The organism is Bacillus bingmayongensis, assembly GCF_000299035.1.
Classification (GTDB): Bacteria; Bacillota; Bacilli; order Bacillales; family Bacillaceae_G; genus Bacillus_A; species Bacillus_A bingmayongensis.
Genome location: NZ_JH921518.1, coordinates 284,439 through 303,800, shown reverse-complemented (window position 1 = coordinate 303,800; position 19,362 = coordinate 284,439). Strand labels below are relative to the sequence as shown.

The following is a 19,362-nucleotide window of genomic DNA, read 5'->3' as shown; positions in this document are numbered from 1 at the left end:
TGTATGAAAAGATGAAAACATATTATGAACAAGATGCAAATTTAGAGGTATTAGCAGGGAAAACAGTGGCGGTAGTTGGTTATGGATCACAAGGTCATGCACAAGCACAAAATTTACGTGATTCCGGTGTTCGTGTTGTAGTTGGTGTTCGTCCTGGAAAATCTTTTAATGTAGCGAAAGCAGATGGTTTTGAAGTAATGTCGGTTTCAGAAGCGGTACGAACCGCAGATGTTGTACAAGTGTTACTACCGGATGAACAGCAAGCGCATGTATATCGAAATGAAGTAGAAGAGAATCTTCGCGAAGGACAAATGTTACTTTTCTCACATGGATTTAATATTCACTTTGGACAAATCGAGCCGCCAAGTTACGTAGATGTAGCGATGGTTGCGCCAAAAAGTCCAGGACATCTTGTTCGCCGCGTATTTCAAGAAGGAAATGGGGTTCCAGCTTTAGTTGCTGTTTATCAAAATACGACTGGAAATGCTCTTGATGTAGCGCTTGCATATGCCAAGGGAGTTGGCTGTACACGTGCAGGTGTAATTGAAACATCATTCCAAGAGGAAACAGAAACGGATTTATTTGGAGAACAGGCCGTACTGTGCGGCGGGGTAACTGCACTTGTAAAAGCGGGTTTTGAAACGTTAACAGAAGGTGGATATCGTCCGGAAATTGCGTATTTTGAATGTTTACATGAGCTTAAGTTAATCGTTGATTTAATGTACGAAGGTGGATTGACAAACATGCGTCATTCGATTTCAGATACGGCAGAATTTGGTGATTATGTAACAGGCTCAAGAATTGTTACAGATGAAACGAAGAAAGAAATGAAACGAGTTCTTACAGAAATTCAGCAAGGAGAATTTGCGAAGAAATGGATTTTGGAAAATCAAGCAGGACGGCCAACGTATAATGCGATGAAAAAGGCAGAGAGAAATCACCAACTTGAAAAAGTAGGATCTGAACTTCGTGAAATGATGACTTGGATTCAACGTCCCGAAGGAGAAGGTTTAGTGAAAAAATAAAGTGAAATTAGATGAGTAAAAATGTGTAGAGAAGGGACTTGAAAAGATGAGAAGTGACATGATTAAAAAGGGTTTTGATAAAGCACCACATCGTAGTTTATTAAAAGCAACTGGTTTAAAAGATGAGGATTTTGATAAGCCATTTGTAGCGATTTGCAATTCTTTTATTGAAATTATTCCAGGTCATAAACATTTAAATGAATTTGGTCGTCTTGTAAAAGAAGCGGTACGTGCAGCAGGAATGGTTCCGTTTGAGTTTAATACAATTGGGGTAGATGATGGGATTGCGATGGGGCATATCGGTATGCGCTATTCGCTGCCAAGCCGTGAAATTATTGCGGATTCAGTTGAAACGGTAGTAAATGCACATTGGTTTGATGGAATGATTTGTATCCCGAACTGTGACAAAATTACACCAGGTATGATGATGGCGGCATTACGTGTTAACATCCCTACTGTATTTGTTTCAGGTGGACCGATGGCAGCTGGAAAAACATCTAAAGGTGAAGTAGTCGACTTAAGCTCTGTTTTTGAAGGGGTAGGTGCTTATCAATCTGGGAAGATTTCAGAAGAAGAGTTAAAGGATATTGAAGATCACGGTTGTCCATCTTGTGGTTCTTGTTCAGGTATGTTTACTGCAAATTCAATGAACTGCTTATGTGAAGTATTAGGGCTTGCACTTCCAGGGAATGGGAGTATTTTAGCGACAGATCCAAGACGTGAGGAATTAATTAAACAAGCAGCTGAAAAATTAAAAGTATTAATTGAACAAGATATTAAACCACGCGACATCGTGACAGAAGAAGCAATTGACGATGCGTTTGCATTAGATATGGCGATGGGTGGATCAACGAATACAGTATTACATACGTTAGCAATCGCACAAGAGGCCGGGCTTGATTATGATATGAGCCGAATTGATGCGGTTTCAAGACGCGTGCCACATTTATGTAAAGTGAGTCCAGCATCTAATTGGCATATGGAAGACATTGATCGTGCGGGCGGCATCAGTGCTATTTTAAAAGAGTTAAGTAGAAAAGAGGGGGTCCTCCATCTTGACCGTATTACAGCTACTGGTCAAACACTAAGAGAAAACATTGCTCAAGCAAAAATTCAGGATAAAGAAGTGATTCACTCTCTTGAAAATCCTCATAGTAAAGAAGGAGGCCTGCGTATATTAAAAGGAAACCTTGCCAAAGATGGTGCTGTCATTAAAAGTGGTGCAACAGAGGTAAAACGATTTGAAGGACCATGTGTCATTTTTGGTTCCCAGGATGAGGCACTTGCAGGGATTATGCTAGGTAAAGTGAAAAAAGGAGATGTTGTTGTTATTCGTTATGAAGGACCAAGAGGTGGACCTGGTATGCCAGAAATGTTAGCTCCAACTTCAGCAATTGCTGGTATGGGATTAGGTGCAGATATTGCACTGTTAACAGATGGTCGTTTTTCAGGCGCATCACGAGGTATTTCAGTAGGACATATTTCACCAGAAGCTGCTGCTGGCGGAGAGATTGCGCTTCTTGAGCAAGGAGATATCGTATGTATTGATGTAGAGGAACGTTTACTTGAAGTGAGAGTAAGTGATGAAGAATTAGAAAAGCGCCGGAAAGAATGGAAAAGACCGGAGTTAAAGGTGAAAACAGGATGGCTTGGGCGCTACGCACAAATGGTGACATCGGCGAATACAGGCGCTGTACTGAAAATGCAAAATTTTGATTGAGTTTCATATAAAAAAGAGATAAGGAATGATACGAGATGGTGCAAAAAGTAAGGGAGAGAGTGAAAATTGAAGATATCCTTGTTGCACATAATCACATGAAGGATATCATTAATAAAACACCACTGCAACGGGATTCAGTATTATCTGAGAAGTATGAATGTGATGTGTATGTAAAGCGAGAAGATTTACAAGTTATTCGCTCGTTTAAAATTCGAGGAGCGTACAATTTAATTCAGAGCTTATCGAAAGAACAAATACAAAATGGGGTTGTATGTGCGAGTGCTGGTAATCATGCGCAAGGGGTTGCTTATACGTGTAATTTATTGAAGATTCAGTCTAAAATTTTTATGCCAACAACAACGCCTAAGCAGAAAGTATCTCAAGTACAATTTTTTGGCGGTGTTTATGCAGAAATTGTATTAGTCGGAGACACATTTGATAGCTCTTTCCAAGAAGCACAGCGCTATTGTGAGGAGAATAGTATGACGTTTGTTCATCCGTTTGATGATCCTTATGTAATTGCAGGGCAAGGAACGGTCGCTGTTGAAATGTTACATGATATGGAGAAACATGTTGATTACGTCTTTACAGCAATTGGTGGCGGTGGTTTAGCATCAGGTATTGGTACATATGTAAAAGGGGTGAGTCCCGATACAAAAGTAATCGGTGTGGAACCAAAAGGAGCAGCATCGATGAAAGAAGCCTTTTTACAAAATGAAAACGTCGCCCTAGAAAAAATTGATAGTTTCGTTGATGGTACAGCAGTTAAAAAAGTGGGAAAATTAACTTTTGAAATTTGTAAAGAAGTGTTGGATGATATTGTATTGATTCCAGAGGGGAAAATTTGTACAACAATTTTAGAATTGTATAAGAAAAATGCAATTGTTGCTGAACCAGCTGGTGCTCTTTCAATTGCGGCACTCGATTTTTATAAGGATGAAATTAAAGGGAAAACCGTTGTTTGTACGTTAAGTGGTGGCAATAACGATATTGATAGAATGCAAGAAATGAAAGAACGCTCTCTCATCTATGAAGGGTTAAAACATTATTTTATTATTGAATTCCCGCAGCGTTCAGGAGCATTACGAGAATTTCTTGATAAAGGTTTAGGACCAGAGGATGACATCACTCGTTTTGAGTATATTAAAAAACACAATAAAGAAAATGGGCCAGCGCTTGTTGGGGTAGAGCTAAAACATAAAGAAGATTATGAACCGTTAATTACCCGTTTTCAAGAAAATAATATTCAATTTATGGAGCTAAATAAAAATCCTGTTTTGTTTGATTTGTTAATTTAATATACAAACAGAAAGGAAGCTTTTTACTAAAAAGCTTCCTTTTTTCTAACTACGTTTGTTTTTAATTGTTCCAGTTTCATCAATTTCTACATCAGTTGAAACGGTTTGTAAATATTGTAATGCTTTTTTCTTTTCCTCAGGGGTGACTGGTGAAATTTGATCATTACGAATGATGTAAGGATTAAATGACATTTGTACGTCTTTTCCTTTAAAGGTAAGGGTTAATACACCTGTTTCAGCACTTTTTCCTTTCACATAGTTAGGGAATAAGAAGTTTCCTAGTGAATAAGCAACAGGGACCTTGTTGTAATATTCAAATCCTTGCAGGTAGTGTGGATGACTCCCAACAATTGCATCAGCGCCAGCTTCAACCATTTTCGGAACATATTGTTTTTGATAGTCTACAGGTCTATTTGATTTTTCAATGCCCCAATGCATATAGACAATCAGATAATCGGCATCTTTTTTTTGTTCTTTGATCGTTTTTGTTACTAGATTGATATCATATCCATTTGCAACACCTGGTTTGTCTTTACCGGCTACCCAGGTAAAGTCAGGCATAAAACGAACAAAGGAAAGGAATTTGAATTTTTTTCCCTTTACTGTAATCTCCCTAGCTGTGTATGCATCATCCGCATTTTTTCCAGCTCCAATATAAGGAATTTTTAGTTTTTCTACGTGAGAGATCGTATCCATTAATCCGTCTTGTCCGTAGTCAAGGGTATGGTTATTACCAATATTCACAATGTCATAGCCTGTGTTTTTAATAGCTTGTAATGTGGAAGGATCGCTTTTAATCCAGAATAACTGACCAGGAGCCTTTTTCTCCCGTGTTGTAAATGCAGATTCCAAGTTTACAAAGGAAATATCGGCTTTTGTTATTTCATCTTTTACATGTTGTAATGGATAATCCGCACCGTTTTTTTGAATAACCGGTCGTAACTGCCAATCAAACATTGTATCACCAGAGAAAGTAAGTGTAATTTCAGGATCTTCCTTTTTCTTTTTTTCGGTTGTCTTTGTTTTGTCTTTTTTATTTTCTACTCCAGCTGCATCTTTTGCTTTTGATGTAAAGGAGTTATTTATCAATAAAACAATCGGTGTAATGAGAATTACTATTAAAATAAATCGTTTAAATAAAGGTGTCATAGTTATCTTTCCTTTTTTCATTTTTATATAATGACTGACTTTTAGAAAATCCGCTGATAAGAGTTTCATATAATGTGTAAGAAAATGAGTAAGTGCTTAATAGTTTAGTTTATGTATGCTAGATATGATATGTAGGATGAAAGATACTTCTGTTAGATTATAGGCATGTATTGAGAGCTCCTCTCATGGTGTATGCCATATTACGGTAACATGAAACGATGAAAGAATACAATACATAACTTAATTTTACTTATAAAGTTTCGAAAATTCTGTTAAAATTTCTTTTATTTTGTTGTATGGTAGATATAAAAATTTAAAAAATAATGGTTGAAGAGGATGGAGAAGGCATAATGGTTATATTAGGAGCAGTAGTGAATGGAATTTGTATAATAATTGGTACTATATTAGGTAAACTATTAAGCAATATTCCAGAAAGTATGAAGGGGACAGTTATGCATACAATCGGTTTAGCTGTTACTGTACTTGGTCTTCAAATGGGACTGAAAAGTGAAAACTTTCTTGTTGTAATTATAAGTCTGGTCATTGGTGCAGTGGTTGGAGAATGGCTGGAGTTAGAAGAGAAATTAAAGAGTTTAGGAGATTGGTTAGAAAAAAAGGTTGGCGCAAAAGGAGAAGGTAGTATATCCATCGGATTTGTAACAGCTACATTAATCTTTGCTATCGGAGCAATGGGAATACTTGGAGCTTTAGATAGCGGTATTCGTGGAAATCATGATGTGTTATTTACAAAAGCAATTATTGATGGATTTATTTCTCTTATTTTAACGACAACGCTCGGAATAGGCGTACTATTTTCAGCAATACCAGTCATTTTATATGAGGGAGGTATTGCGATTTTCGCGACGCAAATTAATAGTTTTGTACCAGAGAAGCTGATGAATCAGTTTATCGTAGAAATGACTGCAACTGGCGGGATTATGATTTTTGCAATCGGATTAAATTTACTTGGTTTTATTAAAATTAAAGTGGCAAACTTATTGCCGGGGATACTTGTAGTTGGAATAATTGTTTCTATTATATACGGATATAATTTGTATGTTTAGTTAGGCTGAATAGCCCAAAACTGTTTTGGAATAGTTTTGGGCTATTTGTATGTAAAAAATTAATATGCTTTTTTCATAAAATGAACAAAGCCACCTATAAATAAAATCACAAAGCTCCCAATTACGACAAATACTAGTGTTTGAAAAGAGATATAAAACAGCCCAGAGCCTTCTTTAGGAAGCATTGCGAGAAAAGGTTGGGACCATGGATAGATGGGACCAAACCTCGCAGAATTTGCAATTATCATAGCGGGTATGGAAGCTATAACATTTAAAGCAATCGGTGCTGCAAAGCTAGACCAGATGGTTGAAACCCATAATTGTAAGGCAATTAAAGGTAGAGTAGCAATCCAACCGCCTATAATACTTTTAATTGTAGGAATGAGAGGGACTGGACCAGATATATGTAAAAGTTGTCCAACACTAACATAGCTTATAATGAAGAGAATTTGCATTGTACCTACAAATAAGAGAACAAAGAAAAATTTTGTTATATAGGTATGATACCTTGCTATCGGTTGCACCAAAAGTTGTTTCCATCCCCCGTTTGAATGCTCATATCGGCAAATAAATGCAGTGTAAATGCCTGTTAATAATGGAAGAAGCAACATACCATGTACCATTATCATGATATTATAAATCAACTCCCAATGTTTATAATCGGGATAGTTTGAGGCATTTGCATAAGCTATTACTCCTGCTAAAATCGGGCTTAAAAATAGTAATGTCCATATTTTGGTTTTTTTAATTTTATAAAATTCAGCTTGTATGGTTTTAAGCCAAAGCATTATTTATGCACATCCCTTCTAATAAAATCTGCTGTTTCAATACATAACATACATATACCAACGATTAGGCCTATTGCTACACATAGAAGTGGAGACCCCCAGTCAATACGTAGGCTTGGCCATCTCCATATGAACCAATTGGGAAGAGCTACTGAAAACATTGTAAAAATAGTTCCTAAAAGTCCGATTGTAAATGCGATACTTTGGTTTTGAAATATGATAGCAATCCATAGTTGTAGCGCTACAATTGGCAGTGCCGACCAATAAGGATAGAAACTCATTTTAAATATAGAAAGCCATGGAATTGAAGCATCGAATTGTAATGATAAGCCCAATCCAACTATGCCAATCAATAATAAAGAACAAGATACAGTAAGCAGGAAAAATACCAGTATGAATTTTACTAGAAAAATGTGTCGTTTATTAATAGGTAAGGATAAGAGATGTTTCCATGAACTAGAATGATGCTCTATGTGTGCAATTAAAGAAGTAACAATCGTAATTCCTAATATAAGAGTTGTGAGAGCAAGCGGTTGAGCTTCAGAAATGAGGCCGCTCCATAAGTCCTTCGCATATTTATTTGTCAAAAAATCATAACGAAGAAAAAAGTTGCATGCTTGAAGAGAAATAACACCTATTGGTCCTAAAAAGATTAAAAACCAAATCCACTTCCTTTTTATTTTTAAAAGCTCAGATTGAAAGAGGCGTTTGTACATGTGTCTCTTCCTCCTTTATAAGCTGTAAGAATATTTCTTCGAGTGACTTTTTATTTTCTTCAATTCGGAATACAGAAATGTTATGTGTTACAAGTATTTTTACAATTTCGCCAATAGTTTCATTTGATACATTTGATAGAATAATTTGATTCTCCTCTTGCATAGAAGGAATCCCTTTAGCGAGAATGAGCTTCCAAGCTGCATTCGGTTTGTCTGTCATGAGTGTAATAGAATGCTGAGCATGCTGGCGCAATATCTCTATTTTATCTTGAAAAATAAGCTTTCCTTTTGCAATGATTCCAACATAAGTTGCCATTTGATCAATTTCACTTAATAAGTGACTAGAGATAAGGATGGTAATTCCTCTTTCTTTTGCCAGTTGTTTAATTAGCATACGAATTTCATGAATCCCTTCTGGATCAAGTCCATTTGTTGGCTCGTCTAAAATTAATAGCTGCGGATCACCAAGTAAGGCAATGGCAATTCCTAACCGTTGTTTCATTCCTAATGAATATTCTTTTACCTTTTGTTTGGCAGCATGTTGTAAACCGACAATTTGTAGCACTTCCTCAATTTTTTCTTTCGGAGCATTTCTTAAAATCCGGTAAACCTCTAAATTCTCAAGGGCATTTAGGTGGGCATAATAAGATGGATTTTCAACGAGAGCTCCAATTTTAGATAATATGGATAAGCGTTCTTTAGCCAAATCCTGTTGAAATATCACGACCTTTCCTTGCGTTGGTTTAATAAGGCCTAATAACATGCGAATGCTAGTTGTTTTACCAGCTCCGTTAGGCCCAAGAAATCCATAAATCTCTCCTTTTGGAATTTTTAAATCTACGTTATGTACTACATAATCATTTCGATATTTTTTTGTTAACCCTGTCGTTTTCAAAATATAATTCATGTTCCTATCACCTCAAATCAAGTATAGGAAATAAAGGTTAATGATAATGTTAGAAGAGTTTAAGATTTGTTTAAATTTATACAGTATTCCCTAATTTTGGAGTGTACTAGTTTTCAAATCGTGTTGTATTCCTTATGATGGAAGAGAAAGGTTAAATTTATATATGAAGGTGAAAAAATGACACACATTTTATATGTTGAGGATGATCTCGAGATTGGGGAATGGGTCAAAAGAGAATTGCAAAAACAAGAGTATGAAGTTGCATGGTTTACTTCAGAGAATGGTACGAATGAAGTATGTGAAATAGCAGATGTTATTGTTTTAGATGTTATGTTGCCAGGTCTTGATGGTTTTACACTTGGTCAACGGTTTAAAAGGGAATATCCAGATACCCCTATTATTATGCTGACTGCAAGAACAACATTAGAAGATAAAATATATGGATTAACATTTGCTGATGATTATATAACAAAGCCATTCCACCCAAAAGAGTTAATGGCACGTATTGAAGTTTTATTAAGGCGGTACAACAAAGATAGAGCAGAAGTGCAACATGTGAAACATTTAAAAGTATTTATGAAAGAATACCGAATTGTTGATACAGACACGGGTGAAGAAATTGTTTTATCAGGAAAGCAGCATCAAATCTTTTTTTATTTGATGAAGAATTTGAATCGTACATTAACGAAAGAACAAATTTTTGAGGCAGTATGGAATGAATCCTACATGGAAGGGGATAAATCATTGATGGTTCATATCCGACATTTACGTGAAAAAATAGAAAGAAATCCAAGTAACCCTCAAATAATAGAAACCATACGTGGGATAGGTTATCGGTGTAAAGCATGATAAAAAGTACATCACTGTTACGAAAGTACCTATTTATCATATTTGTAGCGATATTATTGTTACCTCTTGTTGTTCCACTCAGTTCGTTTCTCTTCATTAAATATATCGAGTGGATAGAAGATTTTAATGTTGCGTATTCGAGTGTGCAAATAGAAGAGGAATGGAGAAATAAAGCGACAGATTTACACGAAAAAAATCCTGAAGGAATTGAGCGAACCTTTCGAGAGTTTCAAGGGAAATATCCAGAAGGATCAATGTTTTGGTTAGATAGTCAAGGGAAAACGAACCTTCAAATTCCTGAAAAACAAAATATTCCACAGGAGTGGAGTGCAAGTGATGCAGTTGCATTTATGAAAAGGAGTTTTGAAGGGGATCCATTTACAGTTGTATCTTATATTGGAAAAGAGAAGCAAGGGGCATTTATGGTATTTCAAATTCCGAGGAAATATGTGAAGGCACCAATTGCTCAAATACGTGAAAGATATGAAATTGTTTTTGAAATGGTTATTATTGGATGCTTTACGGTATTTATCATTTTCTCTATAATCTTTTTTCTTAAGATTAGAAAAAGATTATTAAAGCTACAAAAAGCAATGGAACTTCCGCAAGACCAGACACTTCCGTCAAAAATTTCTATATCAAAGCAAGACGAGATCGGCTTATTAGAAGAGTCTTTTAATCGTATGGTAGAGGCTTTACAGCAAAGTCGATTGAAGGAGGAGGAAGAGGAACAATTTCGTAGAAAATTAATTGCAGATCTTTCTCATGATTTACGGACACCATTAACGATAATGCGTGCACAAATAGATTCATTGAAAGAAGAAGTTATTTCGGTAAAAGGGTATCAAACAATGATGCTAATGGACGAAAAAATTAATTATGTGGCAGAATTAATTGAGAATTTATTATCTTATTCTTTAATAACGGCAAAGAAATATCCATATCATCCAGAACGAACGGATATGACACGTTTAATGAGAAAGCTTGTTGCATCATGGTATGACATATTAGATGAGAAAGGTTTTGAGGTTGACATTGTGATTCCAGAAAAGCAATTGTTTTGGAATATCGATGAAAATTGGTTTCAAAGAATTATAGATAATGTAATTCAAAATGTAGTTAGGCATGCAGATGATGGGAAATTTATAGGAGTATATGTAAACCATGAGGAAAAAACAATTACAGTTGTTGACCATGGACCAGGTTTTCAAAATACTCATTCGCCAAATAAAGGTGCGAGAATTGGATTATCCATTATTGCAGTTATGACGAAAGAGATGGATATTGAATGGGATATAGAATCTGATGATACGGGAGTTAAGTATATATTTAAAAAGTTGCTGTAAAAGGGAGAATACGTATGAGAGAATTCCAGTGCACAAAACGAGTAGATAGAATGTTTCAAATTGCAAACAAAGAATCTAAATATAATGATTATATCATTCGTCCGTTAGATTTATTTATAGGAGCTTATAAAGAAGGAACAGGGGTTTGTAGTGAATTGTATATGTGTTTATTTCATTATATAGGGATAGATTTTGTAACGAAATTCGTACAATTACAACAAACGGACTTTCAAGATAAAAGATATATAGAAGTACAAGGATATAAAGTTTCTTATAAAACAATAGAAATATTACAATTAGCTAAGCGTAAGATGGAAAAGTTTAATCAAGTATATGTAAATGAAGGCCATGTTTTAAGCTCGATTCTTCAGCTAGATGAGGAGATTCAAAATGTAATAAGTGAAGGTGTGAAACAAAGTATTTTACAGATTGTATCAGTACCAAGAGATATGATTGTGAATTTGAAAAACGATGAAATATCAATGATGAATCACCAAATTTATAACATTAGAAGAGTAACTCAATCTGATTTAGAAGAGCTTCTCCAGTTTGTTAAGTATGAATTTGGTGAACGATGGATTGAAACGGTGAGTAAAGGTTTTCAAGAATATAAAGAACCACCAATTTATATTGCAAAGCAAAATGAAAAAATTATCGGTTTTGCTTGTTATGATATTGTAAGAGGAAGAAAAGGACTGTTTGGACCAATGGGAACAGCTAAACATAATCGTGTAAAAGGTGTGGGGAAAGAATTATTACATCAATGCTTGTCTGACATGAAGCAAATTGGTTATGAATATGCAATTATTGGTCAAGCAGGTCCGCTTGAATTTTATGAAAAGAGCTGTCGTGCACAAGTAATACCTAAATATAGGGTAGAAAATTGAAAATGCTATAGAAACAATAAGCAATTCTTCTATTGTTTCTATAGCATTTTATTTTGGGTTTTGAATAAAGTTTAATCAAGCCCCTCTAGTGAAAATGCGGAGTTTTAATGCTGAAGTAATTTTTGTTCTACTGAGCCTTCACAAGCTTCATTTAGGCAAGAATAGCAATCAAATGTTGGAAATGATTTACTTTTATCTTCTTGAAGAATCATTTCCAACCTTAGTATTCAATTATTTTTTTCCCCTTCAATGAGGTGAACAATTACTTCTGAAATATTCCAGGTTCCATCGATGTCATTACATTATATCCATTCATCCGATAGACCAGATAAAAAAATACTCCAATGTATGTGGTGCTCGTTCCAGTATTTTAATAGATTCTTTTAAATTAAAATGCATATCACCACTTCTCCTTGACATTGTATTTTATCATTTTGTCAATTCGTTACATAACGGTCTTCTATAAACTTTAGTTTCATCTTGAAAAATGTGGTATGTATTCAATTCTTTAATCAATAGAGAATAATGATTTTGAAGTGAAATATTTTGGAAATATTATATTTTTGGAATAAAATATTTCACTTGATAAAATATAAAACGCTATTGTGCCAATGGTTTTTGATTGGGAAATAAATGATAGAACGGTAGAAGTAATAGGCATTAGAAAGCGTTTTCTCAACCTCTGAAAATTCTGAATATGTGGAATTGAGTTGAAGTTATTAGGTGATGATTGTTAATATATCCTTGTATTACCAATACATAAAAAAGGGGGTCTTCAAATGAAACTAACTGTGAAAATTAAAAAAGCTACGCAACGAGAGAATCAATGTGTGTGTTTGTTATTATGCTAGTTTTAAAAAGAAGAAGGTGTGAAAACACCTTCTTTTTCAATGAAATGGAGAGAAGAATATGAGATTGAAAACAAGTTTAAATTTTAGGGGATATCCTAACAAAAATGAAGTTGTTTATTATGATGGGGAAGAGCGCATTATTGAAGTAAATGAGTTTCAAAAACTATGGTCATTATTAAAAATTTTAGAGAATCCTGTAGGGGATGTTCGTGAAGAAATATATGCATGGAAGAACATGAATGGAGTAGATGATGAAGAATTACAAAGTATTATTCAGTTTATAAATGAGAATCAACTTCTATATGAAAAGCGTTGTGATGGAGATAAAGAAGAACAGTTATTTAATCTTAGAAATTTTAACTATTTCAGTACCCATGATCACACTAAACATGCAGATACAATTGTTCATAAGATGAAGAAGATAAGGGCTGTTGTTATCGGAGTTGGTACGATTGGAGCAACATTGTGCATGACGCTATCGAAACTTGGTGTTGGTGAGATTATTGTAATTGATTTTGATACGGTTCACCCTAAAAATATTAGAGCACAAACGATATTTCAAACAGACGATATTAAAAAGAAAAAAATCCATGTTATCCAAGAGAGAGTGGGTAAAATGGATCCTTATGTAAAAGTTCAAGTGTTTGATAAGAAAATAGAAACAATTAATGATTTATTACAATTAAAATTAAATGAGATAAGTTATATTTTTGGATGCTTTGATGAAGCTTCGTTACAACTACATAAAGACATCATGAACTATTGTGATGAAGAGAAAATTAAGTATTTTCTAATGGGATACCATAATGATTTCGTAAAAGTATTGCATGTAAGTAATAGCAATGATAGTGCTTTAATACTTGAGGATAGTTTTCAAAATTACGATACAGAATATGTGATTCGAGAAAATAGAGGAACCATTATTCAAGGTTTAGCTGTTTCGCTTATTATTAGTCGAATTATATTTGCTGATATTGCCAATGATGAGTATGCAATGAAAAGCGCGTATAGCTTCGATTTTATAAACTTCCGGACTTCAGCCGATGACGAGTTCATTCCCCGCAATCCGTTTATTCAATCGCTGCAAACAATTATGCCTCTACAACAAGAAAAAATGAAGCGTAAGATAGATGAAATTTCTAACATAATGTATGCTGAAGGATCTATACTTCCGAAAGTAATTGAAATTGATATATTATCTATGTATCAAGCTTTCGACATTTTACTTCATATGGATCAATTGTCTACTTTGGAACTCGAGGATAGGTATCATGATTTTGTTAGACTTCTACATAATATAGAAGAACAGGAAGGAAATACAGCAGAGTATGAGCGGTACTTACAAATCATTCGAGAGCTTAAAATTGTCTATCAAGGTGAGACATATGCTATATCTGAAATTTTCGGAATGATGCGTGACTTAAAGAATTATGAGGAAAAGAAAGAATTGCAGAGAAGAGTTTACGAGTTATTGCAAAGCAAAGGAAATGAAATTCTTCAGTTTTTTACAAAGAGTAAGCAAGCATATTTATCTATGGAAACACCTGAATATTACCTAGAAGTATTTGGAGTGAAGAAAGAGACGTTACAGACATTTGAGGAGAAATTACAGGAGAATTTCCATGCTCTTATTACGAAAAGTTTATCAATCATATTTCCAAATTCAACAGGAGAAATTCATGCGGATTTTTTAGCTTATAATGAAGAAGAAAGAAGTGTCATTTCTATTGATGAAGCAAAAGAAATAATACTTAGCAGTTTAGAACAAATCGGACAAGAGCGCTGGATTAATCATATTGAAAGAATGTTTCAATATGATTTTGTACAAGTGTACAATGAAATTGAAGTGAATAAAACATACTACTTTCCAAATATAAAAGAAAGTAGAATCTTGTTTAATTATCATGAAGATGTAGATAGTTTATTTATATTATGCCATGAATTAGGACATGCGTATTTTAATCAAAGTTATGGACACACATTCTTTGATGATAGCACTCAATTACTAAATGAAATTATGGCATACTACTTTGAAATTACTTGTATTCAAGCCATTTTACGGAATAAGGATATAAGTTCAGAATTAAAGCAAGAAATTGCGAGGCAGTATGTAAAAAGAATACACCAAGTTGTTTTATCTACATATGGGGTTCATTTATTTGAAACGAGTTTAATACAATATGTGCAGAATCATGGAGAAATTTCCACAACAGACTTTTTGAGAATTCGAGAAGAGTATAATCAGCATCCATTTTTTGAAGATATAAAATTTAAAAATGAAACATACTCCTATTTAAATCCACTTTTGAAGACTTCATTTATTTTTGAATTTGGAGATCACGTTTTACCTCCAATTGCGTATTTATTGGCAATTGGCTTATGTTGCGAACAAGTGATATCAAGGATTCCGAAAGATATTCAAATGCAAGAGGCTTTATTAAATAGGATGTATCGTACGGAAGAGTTTTTAGTTTTTATGTCAAATGGAATATCTTATGGTGAATTTATGGAGCAAGCGATTCATGAACTGCTCCAAATTTTGAATAAACTTGAGTTGTTCGTACTAGAAGATATAGTCCATTCTAGTTAAAAATAAAAATTGCTAATAAAGGTATATATCTTTATTAGCAATTTTTATTTTTGCTTACATTTTTTTAACGTGAATGGCTTTTCATTGAATATCGTCCGATCTATGAATCATATTGCTAAACTTTTTCAGCGGAAGGGTGTAGAATGGGTATCTAAGAAAGAAGGTGTGAAAATGGCCAGCTGGAAAAGAAATTTAATGATTTGTTGGCTTGGTTGTTTTACCACTGCAGCAGGTATGAGCTTAGTGATACCATTCTTATCCTTTTATATTGAGGATCTAGGCGTAACGGGTACATCCGAAATTGCACAGTGGTCGGGAATTGCATTCGGGGTCACTTTTTTAATGGGCGCGATTGTATCGCCAATATGGGGAAAACTCGGTGATATACATGGACGGAAATTGATGCTTATTCGTGCAAGCCTTGGGATGGCGATTATTATGACACTCATGGGTTTTGTCACAAATGTGTATCAATTAGTCGCACTCCGTTTTTTAATGGGAGCTGTATCTGGTTTTCTCTCCACTGCAATGACATTCGTTGCAGCAGAAACACCGAAAGAACATTCAGGTTGGGCGATTTCTACTATATCAACTGGCGGTGTAAGTGGTTCATTACTTGGACCAATGCTTGGTGGGTATTTGTCTGAATTAATCGGAATGCGCCACGTATTTTTTATAACGGGTGCTTTTTTATTTCTTTCATTTTTAATTGTTTTTTTCTTCTTACATGAATCGAATCATTCTGTTCAAGCGAAAAAAGAGCAACCAAAAAAAGTATGGACGATGGTTCCGGCAAAACACTTTATTATCAGTTTATTTGTAGCAACTTTTATGATTCAACTTGCAAATATGTCAATACAACCTATTATTACGTTGTATGTGAAACATTTAGCGGGTCCTCATACAGCTCATATTGAAATAATTGCGGGGGCAGTGATGTCTGCGACAGGTTTAGCTGTGATTTTAGCAGCTCCTAAACTAGGAAGATTATCGGATCATATTGGTCCTCAAAAAACTTTAATTGTAGCATTGTTTGTTGCAGGAATTATCTTTATCCCTCAAGCATTTGTGACAGCTGCTTGGCAATTATTAATACTGCGTTTTCTATTAGGGATTGCACAAGCTGGATTGTTACCTTCCGTACAAACTCTACTAAAACAACATACACCACATCATGTAACTGGACGTGTCTTTGGTTATAATCAATCCTTTCAGTTTTTAGGGAATATGATTGGACCAGTACTCGGTGGACAAATTGCTGCACATGCTGGATTTCAATATGTATTTTTCTCTACAGCATCGCTTTTATTCATGGCCTGCATTTGGGTATATTTCAATAGTAAAAGCGCAGAGATATCAGAAAAAGAGCATTTGGAAGTTAGTTAATGAGGTGAATTATATAGAGCGTTAATGCTGGGTAAACCAAAAAGGATGAAGCGAGTGGTGCTTCATCCTTTTTGATTAAAATCAATTAAAATTGAAAGCAAAGATAACTTAATGTTCCAAGTTCATAGCTACGATGAATGACTTTTCCGTCAGTATTACCACTTCCCATAGCGATGAAAAGAGGGACAAAATGCTCTGCTCTTGGAACGGCTAAATGTGCGTGAGGAGCAGCACTTTCCCAGTTAAATAATGCATCTTTATCGTTATTTTGCATATGATTTATAATCCAGTCATCAAATTCGACAGCCCATCGTTCAGGTGTTGTTTGATCCCATTTGAGCGCGCGTAAATTATGCACAGTAACACCGCTGCCGATTACTAAAATATCCTCTTGTCCAAGTCCTTGAATCGCCTGTCCAATTTCATATTGCTCTTTTGCGGGAAGGAAAGGATGTACTGAAATTTGAACGACAGGTATATCAGCTTTTGGATACATACGATGCAGTAGTGTCCATGAACCGTGATCTAATCCTCGAGTTGTATCTTTGCGAACTGGAATCCCTTTATTCTTAAATTTTGTTTCTAGCATTGTTGCAATGGCTGAAGAACCTTTTGCTTTATATTTTATTTCATATAATTCGGGAGGGAACCCGCCAAAATCATAAATTGTTTCATATTCATCATCTGAAGATGAAATGGTTAATACTTCACTTTCCCAGTGTGCTGTAAAAATAACAATTGCTTTTGGTTTATATGTTTCTCCGAGTGTTTTTAAAAAACGTGTATAATCTGTATCTTGAATAGCAAGCATTGGTGAGCCGTGTGCTAAAAATAATGATGGCATCATAAGTGAAACCTCCTAAAATATATAGATTACTTTATGTAAGTAACTATATAATTTTATTTTATTTTCGTCAAGAGAATAGTTTGATAAAGTGAAACTTTAATCAGTGAAGGCTTCATCCAGCATCGATTATTAGCCCTCACCAATCGGGATTTTACGAGTAGTCCGCATCTTACCTAGCCTCTTCGTTTTCACCGGATTTTGAAGTGAAAGTTTTACTGCCCGCGAATAGTGGAGTAAATAGAAAATACAGTGTTTGTCATAAGGGCAACAATTGCATATAATACATAGTAAGAATAATGAATACTCATTCATTTTATGAAGAGATACATAATGGATTTGGAGGGTGTCAAAATGGACATACAGGAAAGCTTTGTTACGGCATTGGATGGATCGGAAATTTATTTACGTAAGTGGCTGCCGGAAAGTGAACCACGTGGAATTGTACAGATTGCACATGGTATGACGGAACATGCTGGTGTCTATACAGAATGCATTGATGCCTTATTGAAAGCTGGATATGGTGTGTATGCTCATGATCATCGGGGACATGGGAAAACAGCAAAACAAGAAGAGGATTATGGTCATTTTGAACCAAATGATGGCTGGAATCAGGCTGTTTCTGACGTAGTCTTTGTATCGGAACTGATTCGTAATGAACATACTTGTCCGCTCTTTTTATTAGGGCACAGTATGGGTTCTTTCTTATCAAGGCGTGCTGTGCAACTGCGCGGTGAACTATATGATGGATTCCTTATTTCTGGGACAGGCGGAAATCCTGGATTTTTAGGTGTAATAGGTCATAAAGTAGCAACGATTGAAATGAAGCTTCGCGGTGCAAAAACAAAAAGTCCAATGTTGAACTTTTTATCATTTGGGAATTTCAATTCGAACTTTAAACCGAATCGGACAAAGTTTGATTGGCTTTCTTCAGATACAAATCAAGTTGATAGATACATAGAAGATCCATTATGTGGTTTTATTTGTTCAACGAGTTTTTACCGTGAATTATTTAATGGTGTGCTTGAAGTGAATAAACTAGAGGAATATAAGAAAACGCCGAAAGACCTTCCCATACATATTTTTTCTGGAGATCGTGATCCAGTAGGCGACATGGGAAAAGGCGTAAAAGAAGTATACGATATGTATAAAAAATGTGGTGTAAAAGATGTAACACTTCGTTTGTATGAAAATGGAAGGCATGAAATGTTCCATGAAGTGAATAGAGATGAAGTATTCCAAGATTTGATTTCTTGGTTAGATGAACATATTATATAAAAAGAAACCTCACTTTTGCCGAAGTGGGTTTTCTTTTTGGAAATTTGGAGGGAAAGCATGAGTGAATTTGTAAATAAAGAGTATATAGAAATAGATTTTCGTGATGTTGTCGCTTTTAAATAAGGTCACGGTGTTTATAAAAACACCCCTTTGGATCTGAAGTGAACCCAAAAAGTTAGACAAATATTCTAAGTAGCTAATAAGGATTGGATTCTGTATTGTACAGGGATCAATCCTTTTAGTTTTATCTTAATACGTTTGTGATTGTAATAGTAAATATATTTTTCTAATTCCAAAGTAAAATGTTCCATGCTTTCGAACTCTTGTAGATAAAGTAATTCAGATTTTAATAACCCAAAGAAATTTTCAATGACTGCGTTATCTAAACAGTTGCCCTTACGGGACATACTTTGCGTAATTTGATGTTCTTTAAGTAAGTGCTGGTATTGAGTCATTTGATATTGCCACCCTTGATCCGAATGGAGTATAGGGGAATCACCTTCGTTTAAACGCTCAAACGCTTGATCTAACATCTTTGTAACGAGTGGAAATACAGGTCGTGTTTCTATATTATAAGCAATGATTTCACCATTAAAGAGATCTAAAACTGGCGATAAATAGAGCTTCTTCCCGAATAAATGGAATTCTGTCACATCCGTAACCC

16 protein-coding genes are annotated in these 19,362 nt (G+C 34.8%); 10 read left to right on the top strand and 6 right to left on the bottom strand.

The window, feature by feature from the left end:
- Positions 1-11 precede the first annotated feature (11 nt).
- From Y7E_RS0116075 to ilvA, 3 genes are read left to right on the top strand one after another with little or no spacing between them, the layout of a single operon-like run.
- Positions 12-1,025 carry a ketol-acid reductoisomerase gene (locus Y7E_RS0116075; protein WP_017152295.1) on the top strand — a complete coding sequence of 338 codons (1,014 nt, stop codon included), beginning with the start codon at positions 12-14 and terminating at the stop codon, positions 1,023-1,025.
- 46 nt (positions 1,026-1,071) lie between these two features.
- Complete coding sequence (gene ilvD, locus Y7E_RS0116070; protein ID WP_017152294.1) at positions 1,072-2,745, top strand: dihydroxy-acid dehydratase; 1,674 nt, start codon at positions 1,072-1,074, stop codon at positions 2,743-2,745.
- Positions 2,746-2,780: 35 nt separating this feature from the next.
- Entirely contained in the window at positions 2,781-4,043 is a 1,263-nt protein-coding gene (gene ilvA, locus Y7E_RS0116065; RefSeq protein ID WP_017152293.1) for a threonine ammonia-lyase IlvA, read from the top strand.
- A 45-nt stretch (positions 4,044-4,088) separates the two neighbouring features.
- Here ilvA and Y7E_RS0116060 read toward each other — a convergent pair whose 3' ends face one another.
- A complete protein-coding gene (locus Y7E_RS0116060) occupies positions 4,089-5,192 on the bottom strand; it encodes a CapA family protein (RefSeq protein WP_017152292.1) in 1,104 nt (367 codons plus the stop codon).
- Positions 5,193-5,542: 350 nt separating this feature from the next.
- On the opposite strand from Y7E_RS0116060, the gene Y7E_RS0116055 reads away from it, so the two are divergent.
- Positions 5,543-6,256 (top strand): DUF554 domain-containing protein, encoded by a 714-nt coding sequence (locus Y7E_RS0116055; protein WP_017152291.1) that lies wholly within the window; start codon positions 5,543-5,545, stop codon positions 6,254-6,256.
- Positions 6,257-6,315: 59 nt separating this feature from the next.
- Here Y7E_RS0116055 and Y7E_RS0116050 read toward each other — a convergent pair whose 3' ends face one another.
- The 3 genes from Y7E_RS0116050 to Y7E_RS0116040 are packed head-to-tail and all read right to left on the bottom strand — an operon-like array spanning position 6,316 to position 8,667.
- On the bottom strand, positions 6,316-7,044 hold the full coding sequence (locus Y7E_RS0116050) for an ABC transporter permease (RefSeq protein ID WP_017152290.1): 729 nt from the start codon (positions 7,042-7,044) through the stop codon (positions 6,316-6,318).
- Positions 7,044-7,760 carry an ABC transporter permease gene (locus tag Y7E_RS0116045; protein WP_017152289.1) on the bottom strand — a complete coding sequence of 239 codons (717 nt, stop codon included), beginning with the start codon at positions 7,758-7,760 and terminating at the stop codon, positions 7,044-7,046. Before Y7E_RS0116045 ends, Y7E_RS0116050 begins: the two co-directional genes overlap by 1 nt.
- Entirely contained in the window at positions 7,735-8,667 is a 933-nt protein-coding gene (locus tag Y7E_RS0116040; protein WP_017152288.1) for an ABC transporter ATP-binding protein, read from the bottom strand. Before Y7E_RS0116040 ends, Y7E_RS0116045 begins: the two co-directional genes overlap by 26 nt.
- A 177-nt stretch (positions 8,668-8,844) precedes the next feature.
- Between Y7E_RS0116040 and Y7E_RS0116035 the strand changes: the two genes are divergently transcribed.
- From Y7E_RS0116035 to Y7E_RS0116010, 5 genes are all read left to right on the top strand, one after another.
- Complete coding sequence (locus Y7E_RS0116035; RefSeq protein ID WP_017152287.1) at positions 8,845-9,516, top strand: response regulator transcription factor; 672 nt, start codon at positions 8,845-8,847, stop codon at positions 9,514-9,516.
- Positions 9,513-10,862, top strand: coding sequence for a HAMP domain-containing sensor histidine kinase (locus Y7E_RS0116030; protein WP_017152286.1), 1,350 nt, complete (start codon positions 9,513-9,515; stop codon positions 10,860-10,862). The genes Y7E_RS0116035 and Y7E_RS0116030 overlap by 4 nt, the downstream gene beginning before the upstream one ends.
- 14 nt (positions 10,863-10,876) lie before the next feature.
- On the top strand, positions 10,877-11,749 hold the full coding sequence (locus Y7E_RS0116025) for a GNAT family N-acetyltransferase (protein WP_017152285.1): 873 nt from the start codon (positions 10,877-10,879) through the stop codon (positions 11,747-11,749).
- A 909-nt stretch (positions 11,750-12,658) separates the two neighbouring features.
- Positions 12,659-15,190 carry a ThiF family adenylyltransferase gene (locus tag Y7E_RS0116015; RefSeq protein WP_017152283.1) on the top strand — a complete coding sequence of 844 codons (2,532 nt, stop codon included), beginning with the start codon at positions 12,659-12,661 and terminating at the stop codon, positions 15,188-15,190.
- Between the two features lie 171 nt (positions 15,191-15,361).
- Entirely contained in the window at positions 15,362-16,576 is a 1,215-nt protein-coding gene (locus tag Y7E_RS0116010) for a multidrug efflux MFS transporter (RefSeq protein WP_017152282.1), read from the top strand.
- Between the two features lie 85 nt (positions 16,577-16,661).
- Here Y7E_RS0116010 and Y7E_RS0116005 read toward each other — a convergent pair whose 3' ends face one another.
- Complete coding sequence (locus Y7E_RS0116005; protein WP_017152281.1) at positions 16,662-17,423, bottom strand: DODA-type extradiol aromatic ring-opening family dioxygenase; 762 nt, start codon at positions 17,421-17,423, stop codon at positions 16,662-16,664.
- A gap of 351 nt (positions 17,424-17,774) precedes the next feature.
- Here Y7E_RS0116005 and Y7E_RS0116000 point away from each other — a divergent pair, with 351 nt between their 5' ends.
- Positions 17,775-18,698: an alpha/beta fold hydrolase gene (locus Y7E_RS0116000; protein WP_017152280.1), complete on the top strand. Its 924-nt coding sequence runs from the start codon at positions 17,775-17,777 to the stop codon at positions 18,696-18,698.
- Positions 18,699-18,886: 188 nt separating this feature from the next.
- Here the strand turns inward: Y7E_RS0116000 and Y7E_RS34475 are convergent.
- On the bottom strand, positions 18,887-19,362 hold a 476-nt coding region (locus tag Y7E_RS34475), incomplete at its 5' end, for an IS3 family transposase (protein ID WP_237741393.1).